This is a genomic window from Candidatus Eisenbacteria bacterium (genome assembly GCA_035577985.1).
In the GTDB taxonomy this organism is placed as follows: Bacteria; Desulfobacterota; Binatia; order DP-6; family DP-6; genus DATJZY01.
Window position 1 is genome coordinate 11,232 of sequence record DATJZY010000186.1, and the last position, 21,289, is coordinate 32,520.

The 21,289-nt window shown below is 70.9% G+C and carries 16 protein-coding genes and 1 pseudogene; 1 reads left to right on the forward strand and 16 read right to left on the reverse strand.

The genetic code is table 11. The features are described from left to right. Positions 1-23 precede the first annotated feature (23 nt). A pseudogene (gene murJ, locus VMS22_25915) lies at positions 24-1,571 on the forward strand (murein biosynthesis integral membrane protein MurJ). On the opposite strand, the gene VMS22_25920 reads toward murJ, so the two are convergent. The 16 genes from VMS22_25920 to aroA form a co-directional block, all read right to left on the reverse strand. Beyond that, complete coding sequence (locus VMS22_25920; protein HXJ37479.1) at positions 1,546-2,433, reverse strand: pseudouridine synthase; 888 nt, start codon at positions 2,431-2,433, stop codon at positions 1,546-1,548. The pseudogene murJ and the gene VMS22_25920 sit on opposite strands and share 26 nt — an antisense overlap. Continuing rightward, a complete protein-coding gene (gene scpB / locus VMS22_25925; GenBank protein ID HXJ37480.1) occupies positions 2,396-3,154 on the reverse strand; it encodes an SMC-Scp complex subunit ScpB in 759 nt (252 codons plus the stop codon). The genes VMS22_25920 and scpB overlap by 38 nt, the downstream gene beginning before the upstream one ends. Next, the gene (locus VMS22_25930; GenBank protein ID HXJ37481.1) at positions 3,135-3,950 is read right to left on the reverse strand and encodes a segregation/condensation protein A; all 816 of its coding nucleotides are present in this window, start codon (positions 3,948-3,950) and stop codon (positions 3,135-3,137) included. Before VMS22_25930 ends, scpB begins: the two co-directional genes overlap by 20 nt. Beyond that, positions 3,947-4,930 carry a tryptophan--tRNA ligase gene (gene trpS, locus VMS22_25935; GenBank protein ID HXJ37482.1) on the reverse strand — a complete coding sequence of 328 codons (984 nt, stop codon included), beginning with the start codon at positions 4,928-4,930 and terminating at the stop codon, positions 3,947-3,949. The genes VMS22_25930 and trpS overlap by 4 nt, the downstream gene beginning before the upstream one ends. A 184-nt stretch (positions 4,931-5,114) precedes the next feature. Continuing rightward, positions 5,115-6,023, reverse strand: a complete 909-nt coding sequence (locus tag VMS22_25940) for a site-specific tyrosine recombinase XerD (protein ID HXJ37483.1) — start codon at positions 6,021-6,023, stop codon at positions 5,115-5,117. 3 nt (positions 6,024-6,026) lie between these two features. Beyond that, positions 6,027-8,756, reverse strand: a complete 2,730-nt coding sequence (gene glnD / locus VMS22_25945; protein ID HXJ37484.1) for a [protein-PII] uridylyltransferase — start codon at positions 8,754-8,756, stop codon at positions 6,027-6,029. A 58-nt stretch (positions 8,757-8,814) separates the two neighbouring features. After that, a complete protein-coding gene (locus VMS22_25950) occupies positions 8,815-9,993 on the reverse strand; it encodes an N-acetylmuramoyl-L-alanine amidase (GenBank protein ID HXJ37485.1) in 1,179 nt (392 codons plus the stop codon). 103 nt (positions 9,994-10,096) lie between these two features. Beyond that, positions 10,097-12,604 (reverse strand): DNA mismatch repair protein MutS, encoded by a 2,508-nt coding sequence (mutS, locus tag VMS22_25955; GenBank protein ID HXJ37486.1) that lies wholly within the window; start codon positions 12,602-12,604, stop codon positions 10,097-10,099. Then, entirely contained in the window at positions 12,601-14,187 is a 1,587-nt protein-coding gene (locus VMS22_25960) for a VWA domain-containing protein (GenBank protein HXJ37487.1), read from the reverse strand. The genes mutS and VMS22_25960 overlap by 4 nt, the downstream gene beginning before the upstream one ends. Before the next feature lie 12 nt (positions 14,188-14,199). Continuing rightward, a complete protein-coding gene (locus tag VMS22_25965; protein ID HXJ37488.1) occupies positions 14,200-15,531 on the reverse strand; it encodes a magnesium chelatase in 1,332 nt (443 codons plus the stop codon). A 108-nt stretch (positions 15,532-15,639) separates the two neighbouring features. Continuing rightward, positions 15,640-16,131, reverse strand: a complete 492-nt coding sequence (locus VMS22_25970) for an HIT domain-containing protein (protein HXJ37489.1) — start codon at positions 16,129-16,131, stop codon at positions 15,640-15,642. 3 nt (positions 16,132-16,134) lie between these two features. After that, positions 16,135-16,446: an integration host factor subunit beta gene (locus VMS22_25975; GenBank protein HXJ37490.1), complete on the reverse strand. Its 312-nt coding sequence runs from the start codon at positions 16,444-16,446 to the stop codon at positions 16,135-16,137. Further along, on the reverse strand, positions 16,443-17,324 hold the full coding sequence (sppA, locus tag VMS22_25980) for a signal peptide peptidase SppA (GenBank protein ID HXJ37491.1): 882 nt from the start codon (positions 17,322-17,324) through the stop codon (positions 16,443-16,445). The genes VMS22_25975 and sppA overlap by 4 nt, the downstream gene beginning before the upstream one ends. A gap of 15 nt (positions 17,325-17,339) precedes the next feature. Next, complete coding sequence (locus tag VMS22_25985) at positions 17,340-19,058, reverse strand: 30S ribosomal protein S1 (protein ID HXJ37492.1); 1,719 nt, start codon at positions 19,056-19,058, stop codon at positions 17,340-17,342. Between the two features lie 112 nt (positions 19,059-19,170). After that, the gene (cmk, locus tag VMS22_25990) at positions 19,171-19,866 is read right to left on the reverse strand and encodes a (d)CMP kinase (protein ID HXJ37493.1); all 696 of its coding nucleotides are present in this window, start codon (positions 19,864-19,866) and stop codon (positions 19,171-19,173) included. A gap of 198 nt (positions 19,867-20,064) precedes the next feature. Beyond that, positions 20,065-21,289, reverse strand: a 1,225-nt coding sequence (aroA, locus tag VMS22_25995) for a 3-phosphoshikimate 1-carboxyvinyltransferase (protein ID HXJ37494.1), incomplete at its 5' end; no start/stop codon positions are given.

Here is a 21,289-nt window from a genome sequence, read left to right on the forward strand (position 1 = left end):
TGGCATATCGAGCGATCTCGGGGATGAGCGGAGCGGCGGCAGGGGGTCGACAGCAGCTTGCGCGCCGCGCCGGCATCGTCTCGGCCGCCGTCCTCTCGAGCCGCGTGCTCGGGCTCGTCCGCGAGCAGGTCTTCGCCATCTGCTTCGGTGCGGGCCGCGAGCTCGACGCCTTCGTCACGGCGTTCCGCATCCCGAATCTCCTCCGCGATCTCTTCGCCGAGGGGGCCCTCAGCGCCGCGTTCGTGACCACCTTCACGCAGGAGCTGACGCTGCGCGGAGAGGCCGCCGCGTGGCGCCTGGCGAACCTCGTCGTGAACGCGCTCGGGCTCATCGTGGGCGTCCTCTGCGTCGCCGGCATCGCGGTCGCGCCGGCCATCACGCACGCGATCGCACCGGGGTTCGAGGCCATCCCCGGGAAGACCGCCCTCACGATCCACCTCGCCCGCATCATGTTCCCCTTCCTGCTGCTGGTCGCGCTCGCAGCCGTCGCGATGGGCATCCTCAACACGCGCAACCGCTTCGGCGTCCCCGCCGCCGCGTCGACGTTCTTCAACCTCGGCTCCGTCGTGGGCGGCCTCGCCTGCGCGTGGTGGCTGGCGCCCGAGTACATGCGCGGCCTTTCCACGTCGCTTCAGGGCCTCGCCCCGGAGACCCGCAGCGCGCTGGCCGAGCGCGCCATCACCGGCATGGCCATCGGCACGCTGATCGGCGGGCTCTGTCAGCTCCTGGTGCAGCTGCCCTCACTGCGGACCGTGGGCTTTCGCTATCGCCCCCTGCTCTCCGTCTCCGACCCCGGCGTCCGGCAGGTGCTGCGGCTCATGGCCCCGGCGACGATCGGCGCCGCGGCCGTGCAGGTGAACGTCTTCGTCAACAGCAACTTCGCCTCGTACCTCGGTGACGGCCCGGTCTCGTGGCTGAACGTGGCCTTCCGGCTGATGCAGCTGCCGATCGGTCTCTTCGGCGTCGCCATCGGAACGGTGGCGCTGCCGGCGCTCTCGCGCCAGGTGGCGCAAGGCGAGACCCGCGCGCTCAAGGACACGCTCCGCCAGTCGCTCGAGCTGATCGCCCTCCTGTGCGTCCCTGCGGCCGTGGGGCTCGCCCAGCTCGGCGTTCCGGTGATCGGCCTCCTCTACCAGCACGGCCGCTTCGGCCCCGCCGACACCGCGGCGGCGGCGCAGGCGCTGGCCGGGTACGCCGTCGGCCTCGCGGGCTACGCAGGCATCAAGGTGCTGGCGCCGGCGTTCTACGCCCTCGACGACGCGCGGACGCCCATGCGCGTCGCGCTGATCTCGATCGCGGTGAACCTCGTCCTCAACTGGACGCTCGTGCGCGGGTTCGGCCTCGGCCACGTGGGTCTCGCGCTGTCGACGTCCGCGGTCGCCCTGGGGAACTGCGGCCTGCTCTACGTCTTCCTGCGACGCCGCATCGGCCCGCTCGGCGGAGGCATGTCGCGCACGCTGCTGCGGATCGTCCTGGCGGCCGCCGTGATGGCCGCCGCCGGCGTCGGGCTCGCCGCCCTCCTGCAGTCCCACCTGCCCATAGCGCCTATCGGGCGTTACGCGGTCGAGGTCGCCGTCTCCGTTCCGCTCCTGGCGCTGGTCTTCGCGGTCGCCTGTCTCGCGCTCGGGGTGCAGCTCCCGGGGCTGACCCGCCGCCGCCCGCCGGCGCGCTGAGGCCAGCCGCTTCCCGCAGCGCGACCATTTCGTGCCTCGTCAGGTTCCGGCACGCGCCCGGCGGAAGGTCGCCGAGTCGCACCGGCCCGAAGGCCACACGCGCGAGCTTGTCGACCGGATGCCCGATCGTCTCGCAGAGCCGCCGCACGACGTGCCACTGGCCGCGCCGCACGCCGATCTCGAGCCACGTCTTCGTCGGCCGCTCGCGAAGGACACGCACCGTGGCCACGACCGGCGGGCCGTCCCCGAGGCGCACGCCGCGGCGCAGGCGCGCCAGCCCCTCGGCGGACGGACGCCCGTCCACCTTCACGTGATACACGCGCTCGAGCCCGCGCTCGCCCGCGAGAAGACTCGCGGCGAGCGCGCCGTCGTTGGTGAGCAGCAGCAGGCCGCTCGTCTGCAGATCGAGCCGTCCGATCGGGTAGAGACGTTCGCCGAGCCCCGCGACGACGTCGCGCACCGTCGCTCGTCCCTCCGGGTCGGACATCGTCGCGACCATCCCACGCGGCTTGTGGAAGACGATCGTCCGGCGTGGCCCACCGAAGACGAGGCGCTCGCCGTCCACGGTGATCACGTCGATCCGCGGGTCCGCGCGCGTACCCAGCTCGGTCGCCACGCGGCCATTCACGGCGACGCGGCCGCCCAGGATCAACGCTTCGGCGTGCCGCCGCGACGCGACGCCGGCGCGCGAGAGGAGCTTCTGCAGGCGCTCGCCTGCCTGCTCACTCCTCCCGGTCGGTCGGGACGTCCGGGACGCCATCGGCCTCGGCCGCCGCGGGCTCGCCCGCACCGCTCCCGTTCGCGCCGGCGTCCGCGGCGCCGGTGAACGCTTCGGCGAGCTCGCCCAGGTCCTTCAGCGGCGGCAGCGCGTCGAGATCGGGGAGACTGAAGACCTCGAGGAACTCCTTGGTGGTGGCGTAGAGGATGGGCCGGCCCGGCGCGTCCTTGCGCCCGACGATCCGGATCATGCGGCGTTCGAGCAGGGTCGACAGCACCGCGTCGACGTCGACGCCGCGGATTGCCTCGATCTCGGGCCGCGTGCAGGGCTGCCGGTAGGCGATGATCGCGAGCGTCTCCAGCATGGCGCGCGAGAGCCGCGGTGGCTTGCCGCCGAGCAGACGGCGGATCCACGGCCCGTGCTCGGCGAGCGTCCGCAGCTGATACCCGCCGGCGACACGGACCAGCCGCAGCCCCCGTCCTTCCTCTTCGAGGCGCTCCCCGAGCAGATCGAGCGCGCGGACCACCTCGCGCCGATCGGGCCCGTCGAGGGCGTCGACCAGCCGCGTGATGGATACCGGCTCACCCGCCGCGAAGAGGATGCCCTCCAGCAGCGGGACGAGACGCGCCACGTCCGCGGCGGCGTCGGCCGCTCGCCGCTCGGTGGGCACCTCCGGTTCGTCCTCCGACGCGACGACCTCGGTTCCGTCCTGCTCGTCGACGTCGTCGCTCTCGATCAAGATCTCAGCTGCCTGTGAGTTCATGTGCCGCCTCTCCTCCCCGCCACGATTCGAACTGGCTGATGTCGCGGGCTCGTTCAACCGCCTCCGCGATGGTCGCCACGCCGAGTATCAGCGAGATCGACCCGAACCGCTCCTCCTGCTGGGCCCGGACGACCCGCAGCCGCACGAGCTCGAGCAGCGCCAGGAACGTGACGATCACGTCCGCGCGCGTCGTTTCGGGCTCGAAAAGCTCTCCGAACTCGACCCGCTCCGCCAGGGCGAAGTGCGAGAGGATCAGCTGCACGCACTCCGCCACCGAGCGCATCGGCCGCTGGATCTCGTGGGGCCGTGGCTTCGCGATGCGCTCGAGCACGCCACGCAGCGCTTCGAGCAGATCGCCGAGCGTCGCGTCGCGGACGGGCGGCCCATCGGGCTCGCCACCCACCGCGCTCGCGGACTCGCCGGGCGTCGCGAATACGTCGCGCTGCAGGAGCGGACGGCTCGCCAGATGGCCCGCGCTCTCTCGATAGCGCTGGTATTCGAGGAGCTGCTGGACGAGCTCGCTGCGCGGGTCCTCCTCCAGCTCGTCGTCCTCGCCCGGCTCGCTCGGGAGCAGCATCCGGCTCTTGATCACCATGAGCGTCGCCGCCATCACCAGGTACTCGCCCGCGTTGTCGAGGTTCAGCTCGGGCAGCCCCTCGATCATCGCCAGGTACTGGTCGGTGATGCTCGCGATCGGGATGTCGACGATCTGCACCTCGTTCTTCTTGATGAGGTGCAGGAGGAGATCGAGTGGCCCCTCGAACAGGTCGAGCTTGACGGTGCAGGGCGCGCTCATCCGAGCCCCATCGCCGTACGGACCTCGGCCATCGTCGTTTCGGCGATCGCCCGCGCCTTCTCGTTGCCGGCGGCGAGCACCGCCTCCGCGTCTGCGGGCTTCAGCTTCGCCCGCCGCGCCCGGATCGGCGCCAGCTCCTCGATCACGTGCTTGATCATCACCTTCTTGCACTCGAGGCAGCCGATGCCGGCCGTGCGGCAGCCTTCGGCCGCCCAGCGGAGCTCCTCGTCGGTGCAATACGTGCGATGCAGCGACTGGTACGCCGGGCAGTCGTTCGGATCGCCGGGATCGGTTCGGCGTGCGCGGCGCGGGTCGGTCACCATGCGCGAGAGCTTCTTGTCGATCTCCGCGGGATCCTCGGTGAGGAAGACGGCGTTGCCGTAGCTCTTGCTCATCTTGCGCCCGTCGGTCCCGACGATCTTCGGGGTCTCGGTGAGCAGCGTCTGGGGCTCCGGAAAGATCTGCCGGTAGGTCCCGTTGAAGCGCCGTGCGATCTCACGCGCGAGCTCGATGTGCGGTGCCTGGTCGATCCCGACCGGCACGGCCGTCGCCTTGTAGATGAGGACGTCGGCGGCCTGCAGCACCGGGTAGCCGAGGAAGCCGAAGGTCGAGAGGTCGCGTCCATCGAGCTGCTGCTGCTGCTCCTTGTAGGTCGGATTCCGCTCGAGCCAGGGCACCGGCACCAGCATCCCGAGCAGCAGGTACAGCTCGGCGTGCGCCTTCACGGCCGACTGCTGGAAGATCACACAGCGGTCGGGATCGATCCCGATCGCGAGCCAGTCGAGGACCATCTCGATCGTGTTGCGGGCGATGTCGGCACTCGCCGCCCAGTCGGTCGTGAGGGCGTGCCAGTCGGCCACGAAGAACAGGCAACGGTGCTCCTGCTGGAGGCGCACCCAGTTCTTGATGGCACCGTGGTAGTTGCCGAGGTGGAGCTGTCCCGTGGGACGGGCGCCGCTGACGATCGTCTGGGCCGTCATGGGAGGTCCCGCCGCCCGTCCGCTGCCGTCGCGCCTGCCACCCCGCACCCCACCTCGCCGTCAACGACCGCCGCCACGAGCACGCCCGGACGTCGGGCCGATGACGACGGATCCATTCGAACGGGCGGAGTGTACCGGCCCACCCCCGGCGGCGCAACAAAGGCCTTCGGAAATTCGGGGGTTTTCAGGCGCGCGGGTGATGCCGCCGGTGCACGCTGCGCAGGCGCTCGGGGGCCACGTGGGTATAGATCTGGGTCGTCCCGATGTCGACGTGGCCGAGCAGCGCCTGCACGACGCGGAGGTCGGCGCCGCCCCCCAGGAGATGCGTGGCGAACGTGTGGCGCAGGGTGTGCGGCGACACCCGCGCGACGACACCCGCCGACCGGGCTCGGCGGCGCACCAGCTTCCAGATCGACTGGCGGCTGAGGGGCTTGCCCCCCGGCCGCACGAACACGTGCGCGCTCGGGCGCCGGCCCGTGAGACGCGGGCGCTCCTCGGCCAGGTAGACCGCGAGCGCCTCCCGGGCCCGCCGCCCGAGGGGGACGACCCGCTCCTTGCCACCCTTTCCCACGACGCTGACGAACCCCTCCTCCAGCCGGAGCTGCGCTCCCGTCAGCTGTGCGATCTCGCTCACGCGCAGGCCCGTCGCGTACATGAGCTCCAGCATCGCCCGATCCCGAAGCGGGCGGCGGCCCCCGACGGGCGTCTCCTCGACCAGCCGGGTGACGTCGGCCGCTCCGAGCGCTCCCGGGAGTCGAGACGGCGGCCGGCGTACGCTGAGGTCGCGGATCGCCCCCGCGTCGCCCTCGCCCTCGCGCGCGAGATAGCGCACGAGCCCGCGGATGGCCGCGAGTGCGCGGGCCTGGCTGCGCGGGCTGAGCCCTCGTGCCGAGAGGCTCGCCAAGTGCGCCCGGACGAGCGCCGCATCGACACCGCCCGGCCGCCGTCCGGAGCGGGCGGCCGCGGTCCGGGCGAATGCCGTCAGGTCCCGGCCGTACGCTTCGATCGAGCGCCGTGCGAGCCCGCGCTCGGTCGCGAGGTGATCGAGGTAGGCATCGATCGCGCCGTCGAGATCGCTCCCCCGCCGCGCCACCGCTCAGCCTCCGGCGGCCGCCGGCCGCGCCGCCTCGGCAGCGCCGTCGAGGGCTTCGAGCAGCTCCATCCGAATCCGCTCGAGGCGCACGGGGTCCTCGATCTTCCGCCCCTCCGCATCGGTCACGTAGAACGCATCGAGGGCCTGCGTGACCATCGTCGTCACCTTGGCCAGGTGGATCTGCACCCACAGGTGGTAGAGGCGGTTCGTGATGGTGAAGAGCAGCCCCACGCGGTCGGCCGTCGTGACGTCGAGGACCGTGAAGGCGTCGGACACCGAGTTGTCGATCTCGACGGTGCTCGCGATCGGACGCCCGCGCTTGCGCAGGAGCCACGGGCGCGCCGAGCGCTGCACGAGCTGCTCGACGTCGACGTCGCCCCGCAGCACGTCGCGGAGCGTCTCGCCGACCCGCTCCCAGCGCTCCTGGTCGAGGTCCGGGTCGTCGCTCGGGCGCGTCGTGCGAAAAGCGTCGAGCGCCACGCCGTCGCGGCTCGTCGCGATGCGCGCGGCCAGGATGTTCAGGCCCTCGGCCGCGAGCACGCCGGTGATCATCGCGAACAGCCCCGGCCGATCGCGCGTGCAGATCGCGAGCTCCGTGAAGTCGCGCTCGGGGAAGTCCGCCCGGTGCATGACGACGACCGGGCTCTCGCCCTCGGCTTCGCGCTCCTCGAGCCGGCGCAGCAGCTCGGCGTGCTCGATCACCACGTCCTCGGGTGTGGAGAGGAAGTAGCCGTCGGGCATGGTGTCGGTCAGATGCTCGACGGCGCCGGCGGCGGTCGCGGGTGCGGCGCTCCGCACGCGCGCGCGGATGCGACCGGCCCGCGCGCTGCGGTCCTCGGGAACGAACTCGCCCAGCTCGAAGACCTCGCGCGCACGGACGTACAGCTCCGTCACAAGCGTTCCGCGCCAGTTGTTCCACACCCCGGGCGCGACCGACCGCATGTCGGCGTAGGTGAGCACGTACAGCCGCTGCAGATTCTCGACGCTCCCGCAGGTCCGGCAGAAGTCGACCACGAGCCGATCGTCGTCGACGTCGCGGTGCTGGGCCAGGTGCGACATCGTCAGGTGCTCGCGCACGAGGAACTCGGTGGCGGCGGTCTCGTCCTCGTGCAAGCCGAGGCGCACGCCGAGCGGCTGCATCATCCGCGCGCCGCGCGCCGGATGATTGTCGGCCCACCCCTTGCCGATGTCGTGGAAGAGCATCCCCATGGTGAGGATCTCGGGCTGCGGCAGCTCGCGCACGACTTCGGTCAGGTGAGGGAGCGAATCGACGAACTCGCCGTCGCGCAGCCGCTCGATCTCGCGCACGCCGACCAGGGTGTGGTGGTCCACGGTGTAGATGTGGAAGGGATCGTGGCTGATCAGGCATTCGAGGTGCGCGAACTCCGGGACCATCACCTTCAGGATCCCGAGATGGTGCATCGCCGACAGCGTCGTCGCGACGCCGTGCTTGGCGCGCATGATCGATCGGAAGGCCCGCGCCGCGCGGGGATCGGCCCGCACCGGCTCCAGGCGCGCCGCATTGTCGCGCACCAGCTCCTGCGTCCCTTCCGCCAGCTCCACGTGATGCCGTTGCGCCTCGAGGAAGACCTCGACCAGGGTCACCGGGTCGTCCGCGAAGACCTGGCGGCCGGCGACCGCGAGCGTGCCGCGTACGATGCGCATCCCCTCGCGGATCGTGCGGACCGAGAGCCGACCCCGATAGGGTTCGGCCGACTGCACGCAGCGGCCGATCACCGCCTCGCTCACCCGGTTCGCGGTCGTGGCGTGCGTGTAGTACGCGCGCATGAAGGCCTCGCGGCCGTCCGGACCCTCCCCGAAGCCGAAGCTGCTCGCCAGCTGCTCCTGCAGGTCGAAGGTGAGGAGATCCTGATGCGCGCCGGTGGCGAGGTGCATGCCGTTGCGCACGCGCCACAGGAAGTCGAGCGCGCCCTCGAGCTCCTGCACCTCGCGCTCCGACAACACGTTGCAGGCGATCAGCTCGCGGAACGTCCGCACCCGGAAGCGCACCTTCGCCATCCAGAGCGCCGTGTGGAGATCGCGCAGCCCGCCCTTCCCGTCCTTCAGCTGCGGCTGTAGCAGGTAGATCGTGTCGCCGGCCTTCTCGTGACGCTCGGTGCTCTCGGCGAGCTTCTCCCGCACGAAACCCGCCTGGTTCGCGGACCACACGTGCTCGCGCATCTCGGCGTCGAACTCGGCGAACACCGACTCGTCGCCGCACAGGTAGCGCGCGTCGAGGATGGCCGTCTTGGCCTTCATGTCGCGCGCCGCCCAGCTGGCGCACTCGCGCACGTTGCGCAGCGCGTGCCCGACCTGGAGGCCGCCGTCCCACAGCGGATAGAGAATGGCGTCGGCGACCGTCTCGACGTACGGCGTCACCTTCCAGGGGTAGAGCACGAGCAGGTCGATGTCGGAGTACGGATTCAGCTCGCCGCGCCCGTAGCCGCCCTGGGCGAGGATCGCGCAGCGCTGCGTGATGAGGGGGTGGCGCGCCTGGTAGTGCAGGGTCGCGTTGCCGTACAGGAACCGGACCAGGTGATCGATGGCGTCCGTGTAGGCCGCGACGACCTCGAGGCCGCTCGCGCCGGCATCGTGGCGGGCCCGGATCTCGCTGCGGGCGTGCTCGATGAACGAGCGGGCGAGCTGCGGCCCGGCGTCGACGTCGCCCTCGACGCGCGGCAGGGTCCTGGTGACCGAGAGCGGCGTGAACGCCGGCGTGGCAGCGAGAATCATGGCTCGGCGCGTCGTCGCGTCCCACGACCATAGCGCGCGGGCCGCCCTGCCTCCAGCATCAGAGCGTGCGCCGGCGCGACCCCTCGTCGAGGTAGCGGGCGATACCCGTGTAGAGCCCGACGGCGATCTCCTGGCGGTAGTCCTCGCGCGCGAGGCGGCGGCCTTCGACGGGATGGCTCACGAACGCCGTCTCCACCAGCACGCACGGCATGTACGCGCCCACGAGCACGTAGAACGGCCCCCGCTTCACGCCGAGGTCGACGACGCCGGTGTAGTTGCGCCGGAGCTCGGCGACGACGCCGCGCTGGATGCTGCGCGCGAGACGGGCGGATTCGCCGAGCTTTCCCACCTGGACGAGGTCCGACAGGATGTAGCGCAGGTCGGAGCTGCCGGCCTTCGGCTTGAGGAGGTCGAGGCCGTTCTCCATTTCCGCCAGGCGCAACGTCCCGCGATCCGTCGAGTTGTCGAGATAGTAGGTCTCGACCCCGCGTAGCGTTCCGGTGGGATTCGCGTTGGCGTGGATCGAAACGAAGAGGTCTGCGTCCTCGGCGTTGGCGAGCGCCGTGCGGTCCTTCAGTGGCAGGGTCGCATCATCGTCACGCGTCAGCACGATCTCGGCGCGCAGCCGCGCGCGCAGGAGCGTCGCCAGGCGCCGTGCGATGTCGAGCGTCGCCTCCTTCTCGACGGCGAAGCCCTCGGCCCCGGGATCGTCGCCGCCGTGACCGGGATCGAGGACGATCTTCAGAGGGGGCGACCGCTTCGCGGATCGAGGTCGTGGCGCCTCGGCACGTTGCGGTGGTGGGATCTTCACGGCGCGACCCGGTTCGGCAGGCGGCGCCGCGCTCGCGCCGGCCGGCGATGCACGCGCGCCGATGACCGACAACGCGATCGTGCCCGGCTCCGCATCCCGCTCGATGCGGTAGTCGCGCGCGCCGTCGACCTCGATCACGACGCGCGGCCGCTCGTCGACGAGGCCGACGCGAACCCGAGCCACCGGCGGGTCGCTCGCGCCCTGGCGCGTCACGCCCGGAGCCAGCGTCGTGCCGGCCGGAAGGTCGACGTGGATCCGCTGCAGCCGCCCTTGCTCGTCCCGTACGACGCCGAAGCGCGGAATGGAGGGCCGCGACAGCTCGATCACGACGACGGTACCGTCGGGCGCCGGCTTGAGGTCGATGCGTCGCAGCTCGCGCGGCGCCTCGGCGTAGGCGGACAGCGCTACGCACAGCCCGGCAACCACGGCCGCCCACCCTCCCCGCAACCCCACGGCACGCAGGATACGGGAGGGCCGGCGGGGTAATCAAGGAGCGACCGGACCGAGAGACCGCCTCGGCTGGATCCGACTAGGAACGCGCCCGCTCGACGAGCCCGGCCAGCACGGCGATGGCTTCCATCGGCGTCATCCGCTCCGGAGCCAGCGTGGCGAGCTCACGCCGCAGCGCCTCGTCGCCGGCGGTGAAGAGGCTCAGCTGGGTCGCCGTCGTACCGGGTGCTCGTGGCGACCCGCCCGCGTGATGCCCGACCTCCAGGCGCGCCAGGAGCTCGCGCGCGCGCGCCACGACCGGCGCCGGAACGCCCGCGAGCTTCGCGACCTCGACGCCGTAGCTCCGCGACGACGGGCCGGGGACGATCCGCCGCACGAACACGATGTCGCCCTTCCACTCCGCGACCGCGACGGAGAGGTTCCGCACGCGGCTCAGCTCAGCGGCGAGCTCCGTCAGCTCGTGGTAGTGCGTCGCGAACAGGGTCCGCGGCCGCTCGGGCGCTTCGTGGAGGTGCTCGGCCACCGCCCACGCGATCGAGATCCCGTCGAACGTGCTCGTCCCCCGGCCGATCTCGTCGAGGACGACGAGGCTCCGCGGCGAGAGGTTCGCGAGGATGTGCGCCGTCTCCCGCATCTCGACCATGAACGTCGACTCGCCGCCGACCAGATTGTCGCTCGCGCCGACGCGCGTGAACACCCGATCCGCGAGACCGATCTCGGCCTCGACGGCGGGGACGAAGCTGCCCGTCTGCGCCAGGATGACGGCGAGCGCGACCTGGCGGAGGTACGTCGACTTGCCGCCCATGTTGGGCCCGGTGATGAGGAGGATCTGCTCGGCGTCGGCGTCGAGGACGACGTCGTTCGGGACGAAGGGGGTCGTGCTCACCGCCTCGATGACGGGATGGCGGCCGGCGGTGATCCGGATCGTCGGCGTGGCGACGATGCGCGGTCGCACCCATCCCTCACGATGCGCCACCTCGGCGAGCGCCGCGAGCGCGTCGAGGGTCGCGAGCGCATCCGCCGTCCGCACGAGCGTCGGATGGTGCGCTGCCACTCCGTCCAGCAGGCCGTCGAAGAGGTGTTGCTCCAGGGCGCGCAGCCGCTCCTCGGCGCCCAGCACCTTCACCTCGTAGTCCTTCAAAGCCGGGGTGATGAAGCGTTCCGCGCCGACCAGCGTCTGCTTGCGCTCGTAGTCGTTCGGTACCGCGCCGAGGTTCGCCTTCGTCACCTCCACGTAGTAGCCGAAGACCTTGTTGTAGCGGACCTTGAGCGAGGGGATGCCGGTGCGCCGGCGCTCGTCGGTCTCGAAGCGCGCGAGCCAGCTCTTGCCGCCGATCGCAATCTCGCGCAACGCGTCGACCTCCGCGTGCCGCCCACCCCGGATGTAGCCGGGAATGCGCGTGTGCGGCGGGGGCGCGTCGACGAGGGTCGCGCGGATCTCCGCCGCCGTCTCGGGCAGCGCGTCGAGCGACGCGCTTGACCGCGCGAGCAGCGCCCCGCCCTCCTCCGCCAGGATCTCGCGCGCCCGTGCGACCCGATCGAGCGTCGCCGCGAGCGCACCCAGATCGCGTGGGCTCGCGGTGCGCGCGCCGACGCGACCGACGAGGCGCTCGAGGTCGCCGACGCCGTGGAGGGCTTCGCGCAGTCGCGTCCGCACGTCGGACGCCTCGACCAGGCGTTCGACGGCGTCGAGTCGCCGACCGATCTCGGCCGGGTCGAGGAGCGGATAGACGAGCCAGGCGCGTAGGCGCCGCGCGCCCATCGGCGTCTCGCTCCGATCGAGCACCCAGATGAGCGAGCCCCGCCGCTCGCCGCGCAGCGTCTCGAGCAGCTCGAGGTTCCGCCGCGTCGCCGCATCGAGGGCGAGATGCCCGGCGAGCGCATACGGCTCCGGCCGCCGCAGGTGCGCCGGCCGCCGGCGGTAGACCCGCTCGACGTACGCCAGCGCTCCGCCGGCGGCGCGCCCCGAGAGCGGTGGCAGCTCCGCGTCCGGTGCCCCGGCTGGCAACGCGGCCGTCGCCCACGCCCCGGACGTCTGCAGCGCGTCGGCGAACGCCGGATCGAGGTCGCCGTCCAGCAGCAGCTCCCGCGGCGCGAGCCGCCCGATCTCTTCGCGCAGCGCGTGCGCGTCGTCCACCTCGGTCACGCGAAAGGCTCCGGTGGCGAAGTCGATCGACGCGACGGCGTAGCGGCGGCCGTCCGACGCGACGGCGGCGAGCAGGCTCGGGGCGGAGGGGTCGAGGCTCTCCTCCTCGAGGATCGTCCCCGGCGTGATCACGCGGATCACCTGCCGGTCCATGAGGCCCCGCCCGCGCGGCTGTTCGCCCTGCTCGCAGATGGCGACGGCGTGGCCGGCTGCGAGCAGGCGGGCGATGTAGGGTTGGCTCGCGTGGGCGGGGAACCCGCACAGGGGGACCTCGTCGGGCTCGCCGCGGTTGCGCGCGGTCAGCGTGAGATCGCACACGCGCGACGCCGTCGCGGCGTCGTCGAAGAACATCTCGTAGAAGTCCCCCAGCCGGAAGAGGAGGATCGCTTCGCGGTGCTCGGCCTTGACGCGCAGGTACTGCTGGAGCAGCGCGCCCTTCACACGCGCTTCTTCTTCTTCGCGATGTAGTCGACCAGCAGGTATTCGCCGAGGCGATCGGGGCGGGTGTAGAGCGCGCGCCCCTTGTTGATGCGCGTCATGCGCTCGACGAAGGCGCGGAGACTCGGGCTGTCGTCGAGCATGAAGGTGTTGATCACGATCCCGCGTCGCGTGACGCGCTCGACCTCCTTCAGGGTCTCCTGCGCCGCCCGCATGCTGATGCCGCCGAACGAGAGCGGCCATTCGCAGTACAGGCGCCCGCGCAGGAAGTAGGCCGTCGGCTGCCCGTCGGTGATGACGATGATGTGCTGGTTCGGGCTCGGGTGGCGCGCGAGCAGCTCGGAGGCGAGCCGCAACCCGTCCTGCAGGTTCGTGAACGGGTCGCCCATGTTCCAGCTCGCCTCGGGGAGATCGCGCAGCTTCAGCTCGACCGCCCGCGTGAAGAAGCCGACGATGGCGAAGTAGTCGCGCGGGAACTTCGAGCGGATGAGGCTCTCGAGCGCGAGCGCCACCCGTTTCGCAGCCGCGAAGCGTCCCTCCCAGGACATCGACCAGCTCATGTCGAGCAGGAGCACGGTCGAGCTGGTCGTCGTCCGCTCCGCCGCGAAGACCTGGAAGTCGTCGGGCGCGAGGCGCAGCGGCGTGCCACCGCGTACGAGCGCGTGCTTGAGGGTGGCGACGAGCTCGAGCTGGAACGGGTCGCCGAACCGGTAGGCGCGGCTCTCCTCGGGCCGGATCTGCGTCGCACCGCGGTGATCGCTCTCGTGGCCGCCGCTGCGATCCTTCAAGAGCCCCTGGTAGATGTCGCGGAGCGCGAGCTGTCCGAGCTTGCGAACGCCCTTCGGCGTGAGCCGCGTCCGCCCCTCGCGTTGTCCGAGGTAGCCGGCCTGCGAGAGCATCGCGACCACGTTGCGGAGCAACTGCAGGCTCTGAGCGGCCTCGGTGCCGAGCAGCGCGCGCAGCTCGTCCGGATCGATCATGTCGAGGTTGCCGGAGAGGAGCGCGTCCTCGAGCGCCTTCCAGCGCTCCATCTCGCGCATGAGCTCGACCGCTTCGTCGAACGACAGCCCGCGCTGCCCGCGCAGGAGATCGCCGTAGCGGCGCTGGAACTCCTCGAGCTGCCGGATGTTCTCCAGCTCGTCGAGCAATTCCTCGAACATGCCCCGGGCACGCTCGTCCTCGAACTCGTAGTCCCGGAGCTGCTCGAGGCTCTCCGAGAGACGGGAGGCGAGCTGATCCAGCCGGGCGCGCTTGGCCGCCGCCTTCTCCGCATCGTCGAGCTCGTCCAGCGTCTCCCGCTCCTGGTCGAGCACGTCCTCCAGGCGCCGGCGCAGCTCCTCGAACGCGTCGCGCAGGTGGACGTCCTGGAAGCGCTCGCGCATGGCGTTGCGCAGCTCCTCGAGAAGATCGTCGAGCCCGAGGACGCGGATCCCCTCCCACTCGAGGCCCTGATGCATGAGCCAGTCGAGGGCGTGCGCGACGTCGTCGGTGTACGAGAGGTAGTCCGCGAGCTTGTCGAAGATCTGATCGGCCGTGAGACGGATCTGCTGCGTTCCGTCCCAGGCCGTGTAGCGTACCCGCAGCATCGCCGCGGCGGCTCAGGCCCGGTACGTCGTCCGGCCGCCCTCGCGCTCCTTGTTGAGCTTCTGGTGGAGGTGCAGCCCTTCGAGAACGAGCTCGGTGGCCGCGGCGAGGAGCCCGGGGCTCTCGACCGGACCCACGAGCCGCGCGACCGCGTCGCCCAGGCCCGGGATCTGCCTCAGCCCTTCCTGGTACTCCTCGGCGCGCATGCGGTCCGACACCTCGACGCCCCATCCCGCTTCGAAGTGCGCCACGATCCGCTCGCAGTGCTCGAGCCCGAGGTACTTCTCCCAGATCTTCGAGACGGCGCGGTTGATGAGCCGCTCGACGAGGTCGCCTTCGCTCTTGTCCTCGCCCCCGTACTCGAGCTCGACCTTCCCCGCCGTCGACGCCGTCATGGCCGGCAGGTCGGTGAGGCGCGGGACGATCTCCGGCTCGCCGAGGCGCACCGCCCGCTTCTCGGCGTTCGACACGAGCGTCTCGAAGTTGTTGATCGTGACCCGCACGCTGACGCCGGAGGCCTGATTGATCTCGCTCGACGCACGCGCCTCCATCGTGAGCTGCGCCACGATCTCCTTCATGAAGACCGGCACGCGGATGGGCAGATCGGCGCGCTCGAACACCGCCACCTCCTGATCGACGATGGCGATCTCCTCGTCGAGCGTGCGCGGATAGTGCGTGCGGATCTGGACGTCGAAGCGGTCCTTCAGCGGCGTGATGATGCGACCGCGGCTCGTGTAGTCCTCGGGGTTCGCGGACGCCAGGATCACGATGTCGAGCGGCAGGCGGATCTTGTAGCCTTTGATCTGGACGTCCTTCTCTTCCATCAGGTTGAAGAGACCGACCTGCACCTTCTCGGTCAGATCGGGCAGCTCGTTCACCGCGAAGATGCCGCGGTTGGTGCGCGGGATCAGCCCGAAGTGGATCGTGTCCTCGTCCGCGAGATAGCGCCCCTCGGCGACCTTGATCGGGTCGACCTCACCGACGAGGTCGGCCATCGACACGTCGGGCGTCGCGAGCTTCTCGCCGTAGCGCTGGTCGGGCGTGATCCACGTGATCGGCAGTGCGTCGCCCTCGGCGGCGCGGCGGCGCCGGCACACGCTGCACACCGGCGCGGTCGGCTCGTCGTTGATGGCGCAGCCTTCGATGGCCGGCACGAGCGGATCGAGCAGCCCCATGAGGCCGCGGATGATCCGGCTCTTGCCCTGCCCACGCTCGCCGAGGAACACGATGTGGTGCCCGGCGAGGATCGCGTTCTCGATCTCCGGGATCACCGTGTCGTCGTAGCCGATGATGCCCGGAATGAGCGCGTCGTTGGTGGCGAGCCGCCGCAGTAGATTGCGACGCATCTCGGCTCGCACCGATTGGGGTCGATAGCCCGACGCCACGAGCGCGCCGAGCGTTTGTGGTTGATCTCGTCTCTCCACGCCGTCCTCGCCGCGCGGGATTATACGCAGTCAGCCTGCACGGTCCAGCCACGCGAACGGCGGCCGCAGGCGGTCGTACGTCTCCAGCAGGTGCTGGGGCATGACCCGCGCCTCGGCGACCGACGTCATGAAGTTCGTGTCGCCCGTCCAGCGCGGGACGATGTGCCAATGGAGGTGGTCGGCGATGCCCGCGCCGGCACACGTGCCGAGGTTCATGCCGAGATTGACGCCGTGGGGCGCGAGCACCTCGCACAACGTGGCGAGGCTCCGCCGCAGCGTGTCTGCGAGCTCCGCGTGCTCGTCCGCCGGCAGGTCCGGGAGCGACGCGGTGTGCCGTCGCGGCGCCACCATCAGGTGACCGCTCGCGTACGGATATCGGTTCAGCATGACGATCGACGCAGCCGTGGTGCCGAGCACGAGCCGCTCGCGGTCGCCGCCCTCACCCACGCAGAAGATGCACCCGCTCGGCGGCGCCGTGGCGGTCACGTAGGCCATCCGCCAGGGGGCCCAGAGGACATCCACGCGCTAGAGCGCCGCGGCGTCGTCGGGCATCCACGGCTTGCCGTCAACGCGCAGACGCAGCTCCTTCCCCACCTTGAAGAACGGCACGCTCTTCGCCTGCACGGAGACGAGCGCGCCGGTCTTGGGATTGCGGCCCTCGCGCGCCTGACGCCGCTTCACGACGAAGCTGCCGAAGCCGCGGATCTCGATGCGATCGCCCCGACACAGCGCTTCGGTCATGCTGTCGAAGACCGCGTTGACCATGACCTCGGCGTCGCGACGCGCGAAACGCGGAAACTGCTTCAGGAGCTCCTCGATGAGATCCCGCTTGGTCATTGCGGTGTGGGTCCCCCGTACAGGAACAGAAGTCCGCCGCCAAGCCCCGCCGGCGAGGGACGCGCGAGCGATCCGACGAGATCCAGCCACCAGGGGCGCCAGGGTCCCTTGACGCGCCGCACGCTCGGCTCGCCCGTTCCACCGGCGCGCGTCCATGCGAGTCGCACCGCCGTATTGAGGCCGCCGAGCTCGTCGACCAGCCCGGCCTCTTTTGCCTGCTGCCCGGAGTAGAGCCGGCCGTCGGCGAGCTCGCGCACGCGCTCGGGGGCCATGCCACGTCCCCGCGCGACCGCGTCGACGAACTGCTCGTAGACGTCGTTCACCATGCCTTGCAGCAGCTTTCGCTCCGCCTCCGTCATGGGACGCAGCGGGTGCCCGATGTCCTTGTACGGCCCGCTCTTCACGATGTCCTCGCCGACGCCGACCTTCTGAGCGAGCTGTTCGAGCTGCCGGAACTCCATGATGACGCCGATCGATCCGGTCAGCGTGCCGGCGGCCGCGACGATCGTGTTCGTCGCCGCCGCCACGTAGTAGCCACCCGAGGCGGCGACGTTGCCGAGCGACGCGATGACGGGCTTGGTCGCGCGCAGCCGCTCGATCTCCTCGTAGATCTCCTGCGAGGGCGCCACACCGCCGCCGGGCGACTCGATGCGCACCACGACCGCGCCCACGCGCGCGTCCTTGGCGAGTGACGCCAGCGTGTCGCAGATGGGCTCGGCGTCGCTGATGACGCCCTGGACCTCCACGACCGCGACCACCGGCCCGAGCGTCAGACCGTCGCCCGTGAACCGCTCGACGATCGCCGCCGCGCCGACGAGGCCGAGGGCGATCAGCGTGAGAAAGCCGAGCCGTCGCAGCCAGGGCCGCCGTTGTGGCATCGCCGGTCGCCGCGCTTAGGCCTTGCCCTTGTCGCGCGCTTCGAGCTCGTCGCCGAACACGTCGGCCAACGAGAACTTGCCGCTCTCGCGCTCGCGCCGCAGGTAGGCGTCGACCTCGTCCCGCTCCTCGCTGCGCCGCAGCGCCTTGATCGAGAGGGCGATCCGCTTCTCGCGCGCGTCGACCTGCGTGACCTCGGCCTCGATCTCGTCGCCCACCTTGTAGATCGACGCGGGGCGATCGACCCGTTCGGTCGAGAGCTGGGAGACGTGGATGAGCCCCTCGACGCCCTCTTCGATCTGCGCGAAGACGCCGAAGTCGGTGACGCTGGTGACGGTGCCCCGCACGCGCGTCCCGGTCGGGTAGCGCTTCGGCACCGCCGCCCACGGATCTTCCGTGAGCTGCTTGATGCCGAGCGAGATGCGCTCGTTGTCGACGTCGATGCCGAGCACGACCGCTTCGACGTCGTCACCCTTCTTGAAGATCTCGGAGGGGTGCTTGATCTTCTTCGTCCAGTGCAGGTCGGAGACGTGCACGAGACCGTCGATGCCCTCGGTGAGCTCGACGAAGAGACCGAAGTCGGTGATGCTCTTCACCTTGCCCGAGATGCGGCTGCCGACCGGGTGGTTGATCCGGACCATCTCCCACGGATTCGGCTCGGTCTGCTTCAGGCCGAGCGAGATGCGCCGGTTCACGGCGTCGACGTCGAGCACCTGGACGTCGACCTCCTGGCCGACCTCGAGCACCTTCGAGGGGTGCGTCACGCGCTTGGTCCACGACATCTCGGAGACGTGGATCAGACCCTCGAGGCCCGGCTCCAGCTCGACGAAGGCGCCGTAGTCCGCGAGCGAGACGACCTTGCCGTGGATGCGGCTGCTGATCGGGAAGCGATCGGCGACGGTCGTCCAGGGGTCGGGCATGATCTGCTTCATGCCGAGCGAGACCCGTTCGCGTTCGGAGTCGTACTTGAGCACGACGACCTTCACCTTGTCGCCGACGTTCACGACCTCGGACGGATGCCCGACGCGCGCCCACGACATGTCGGTCACGTGCAGGAGCCCGTCGATGCCGCCCAGGTCGACGAAGGCGCCGTAGTCGGTGATGTTCTTCACCGTGCCTTCGAGGATGACGCCCTCTTCGAGCACCTTCAGCGTCTCGCCCTTCAGCTGCGTCCGCTCGCGCTCGAGCACCGAGCGCCGCGACACGACGACGTTGCCGCGCGAGCGGTTGAACTTGAGGATCGCGAAGCGCCCGCGCTGTCCGATGTAGCGGTCGAGGTTGCGCGCCGGGCGGATGTCCGCATGCGAGCCGGGGAGGAAGGCGGGCACGCCGATGTCGACCTTGAGGCCGCCCTTCACCTTCCCGACGATCATGCCCTCGACCGCACCCTCGGACTCGAAGGCGCGCTCGATGTCGCGCCAGACGACGAACTGCAGCGCCTTCGCGCGCGAGAGATGGATCTGTCCGGTGTCGGAATCCGTGCCTTCGAAGTAGACGTCGACGTTGTCGCCCTCATGAACCGCGAGCCCGCTCTCGCGGCTCGTGAATTCGTGCAGCGGAACTTCGCCCTCGCACTTGTAGCCAATGTCGATGGTCACCGTGTCGCGTCCGAGGCGCACGATGCGGCCGCTCACCACTTCGCCCGGCTTCGGGCTCTTCAGGCTTTGCTCGAAGAGGGCGGCGAAATCCTCTTCGGCGCCGGCCGGGTGGCCGGGCTTGTCGGTCCATTCGGGCATCAAACGGGTACCCCCTGTGCGCGGAAATGATCTGCAGGGCGCGGGCGCAACCGAGACCTCATAGCCCCGTCGTTCCGGGGATTCAAGGGCGAACGCTCGTCGTTCCCGCGGCTTAGCGCTCGGAGCCGTCCCGGGTCGCCACGAGGGGTCGCACCATCGCCTCGAGGCGGCCCACCACCGCATCGAGGGTCATCGTGGTCGTATCGAGGATGACGGCGTCCGCGGCGGGACGCAGCGGAGACGTCGCACGCTCACTGTCACGTCGATCGCGCTCCGTGATGGCCTCGGCCAGCGCCTCTTCGTCGACGTGCTCTCCCTGCGTGCGAAGATCGACGGCACGGCGGCGCGCCCGCTCGCGTGGCGCCGCGCTGAGAAACACCTTGACCGGGGCGTCGGGAAACACGACCGTGCCGATGTCGCGCCCTTCCATGACGCAATCGCCGGCGAGCCCCACGCGACGCTGTAGCGCCACCAGGCGCTCGCGCACCACCGGGCGGGTCGAGACCTTGGAGGCCCACTCGCCTGCGTCCCCCTCGCGAATGGCCCTACTCAGGTCCTGCCCGCCCACGACGATGCGCTCGCCAACCTCGTCGAAGGCGATCCCGTCCACGAGCCGCCGCAGCGCCTCGTCGTCGTCGGGAGCCACGCCCCGGTCGCGCGCCAGCACCCCCACGACCCGATACATCGCCCCCGTGTCGATGTGACGGAACCCGAGGCGGTCGGCGAGGGCGCGGCTGGCCGTCGACTTGCCGGCCCCCGCCGGCCCGTCGATCGCGACCACGATGGCCCCCGTACGGCGGGCGCTCACGCGCCCTCCCGATCCACCCCGGGTGCCGGCCGGCACCCGCCAACTGCGCCCGTGCGCCCGGCGCCTGCGGCGCCGTGCTCCGATGCGCGTCGGGCGCTCACGCGCCCTCCGGTGACAGCGCGTGCGCTTCGCACATCCGCACGACTGCCCCCGTGCGTCGAGCCGCTGCGCGGCCCTCCTCCGCTGGGCGTCGGGCGCTCACGCGCCCTCCACGACGCCGCCGAGGGCGGTGAGCTGGTCGAAGAAGCCGGGGAACGAAACGCCGGCGCAGTCGGGGTCGTCGATCACGATACCGTCGCGGCTGCGCAGGCCCGCGATCGCGAAGGCCATCGCGATGCGGTGATCACCGTGGGTCACGATCGATCCGCCGCCGAGCGTGCGCCGTGGATCACCTTGCACCGTGAATCCGTCCGGTCTCGTTTCGATCGATATGCCGAGGCTCCGGAGCTGCTCGAGTGCACCGATGCGGTCGCTCTCCTTCACGCGCAGCTCGGCGGCACCCTCGACCCGTGTCTCCCCGTCGGCGAAAGCACCCGCGACCGCCAGGATCGGGAGCTCGTCGATCGCGCCCGGCACCTCGTGCGCCGCGATCGTCGTGCCGTGTAGCTCGGCGGCGCGCACGACGAGATCGGCGTGTGGCTCGCCGGCCTCTTGGCCCGCGCGGTCGAGATCGATCCGGGCGCCCATCCGGCGCAGGATCTCGACGGCACCGATGCGGAGCGGATTCGTCCCGACGTGCCGAACCCGCAGCTCCGAACCCGGCGTCAGCAACGCGGCCACGAGGAAGAACGCTGCCGACGAGGGATCTCCCGGCACGGCGATCGTGAGCGGCCGAAGCGGCGCCCCGCCGCCGACGCTCACCTGCCGTCCCTCACTCGCGACCTCTACGCCCATGTGGCGAAGCATGCGCTCGGTGTGGTCGCGGGTCGGGAGCGGCTCGGTGACCATGGTCCGCCCGCGCGCGCGCAGGCCTGCCAGCAGGATCGCCGACTTCACCTGCGCGCTCGCGACCGCGAGCGTGTGGTCGGCGGCGTGCAGCGCGCGACCTTCGATGCGGAGCGGCGCGCGGCCGTCGCCCGGCTCGCTCGTGATCACGGCACCCATGCGCGAGAGCGGCTCGATCACGCGCCGCATCGGCCGGCGCAGCAGCGAGGCGTCGCCGGTCAGGCGGCTCGTGAACGGACGTCCCGCCAGCACGCCGGTCAGGAGCCGCATGGTGGTGCCCGAGTTCTCGCAATCGATGTCGCCGGCGGCGGCGCGCAATCCGCCGAACCCCGATCCGGAGATCGTCAACGTCTCGCCGCGCTCCGCGATCGCGACGCCGAGCGCGCGGCAGGCGGCGAGCGTCGCGCGGTTGTCGCGCCCGCCCTGGAAGCCGGTGATCGTCGTGGTGCCGCGCGCGATCGCTCCGAAGAGGAGCGCG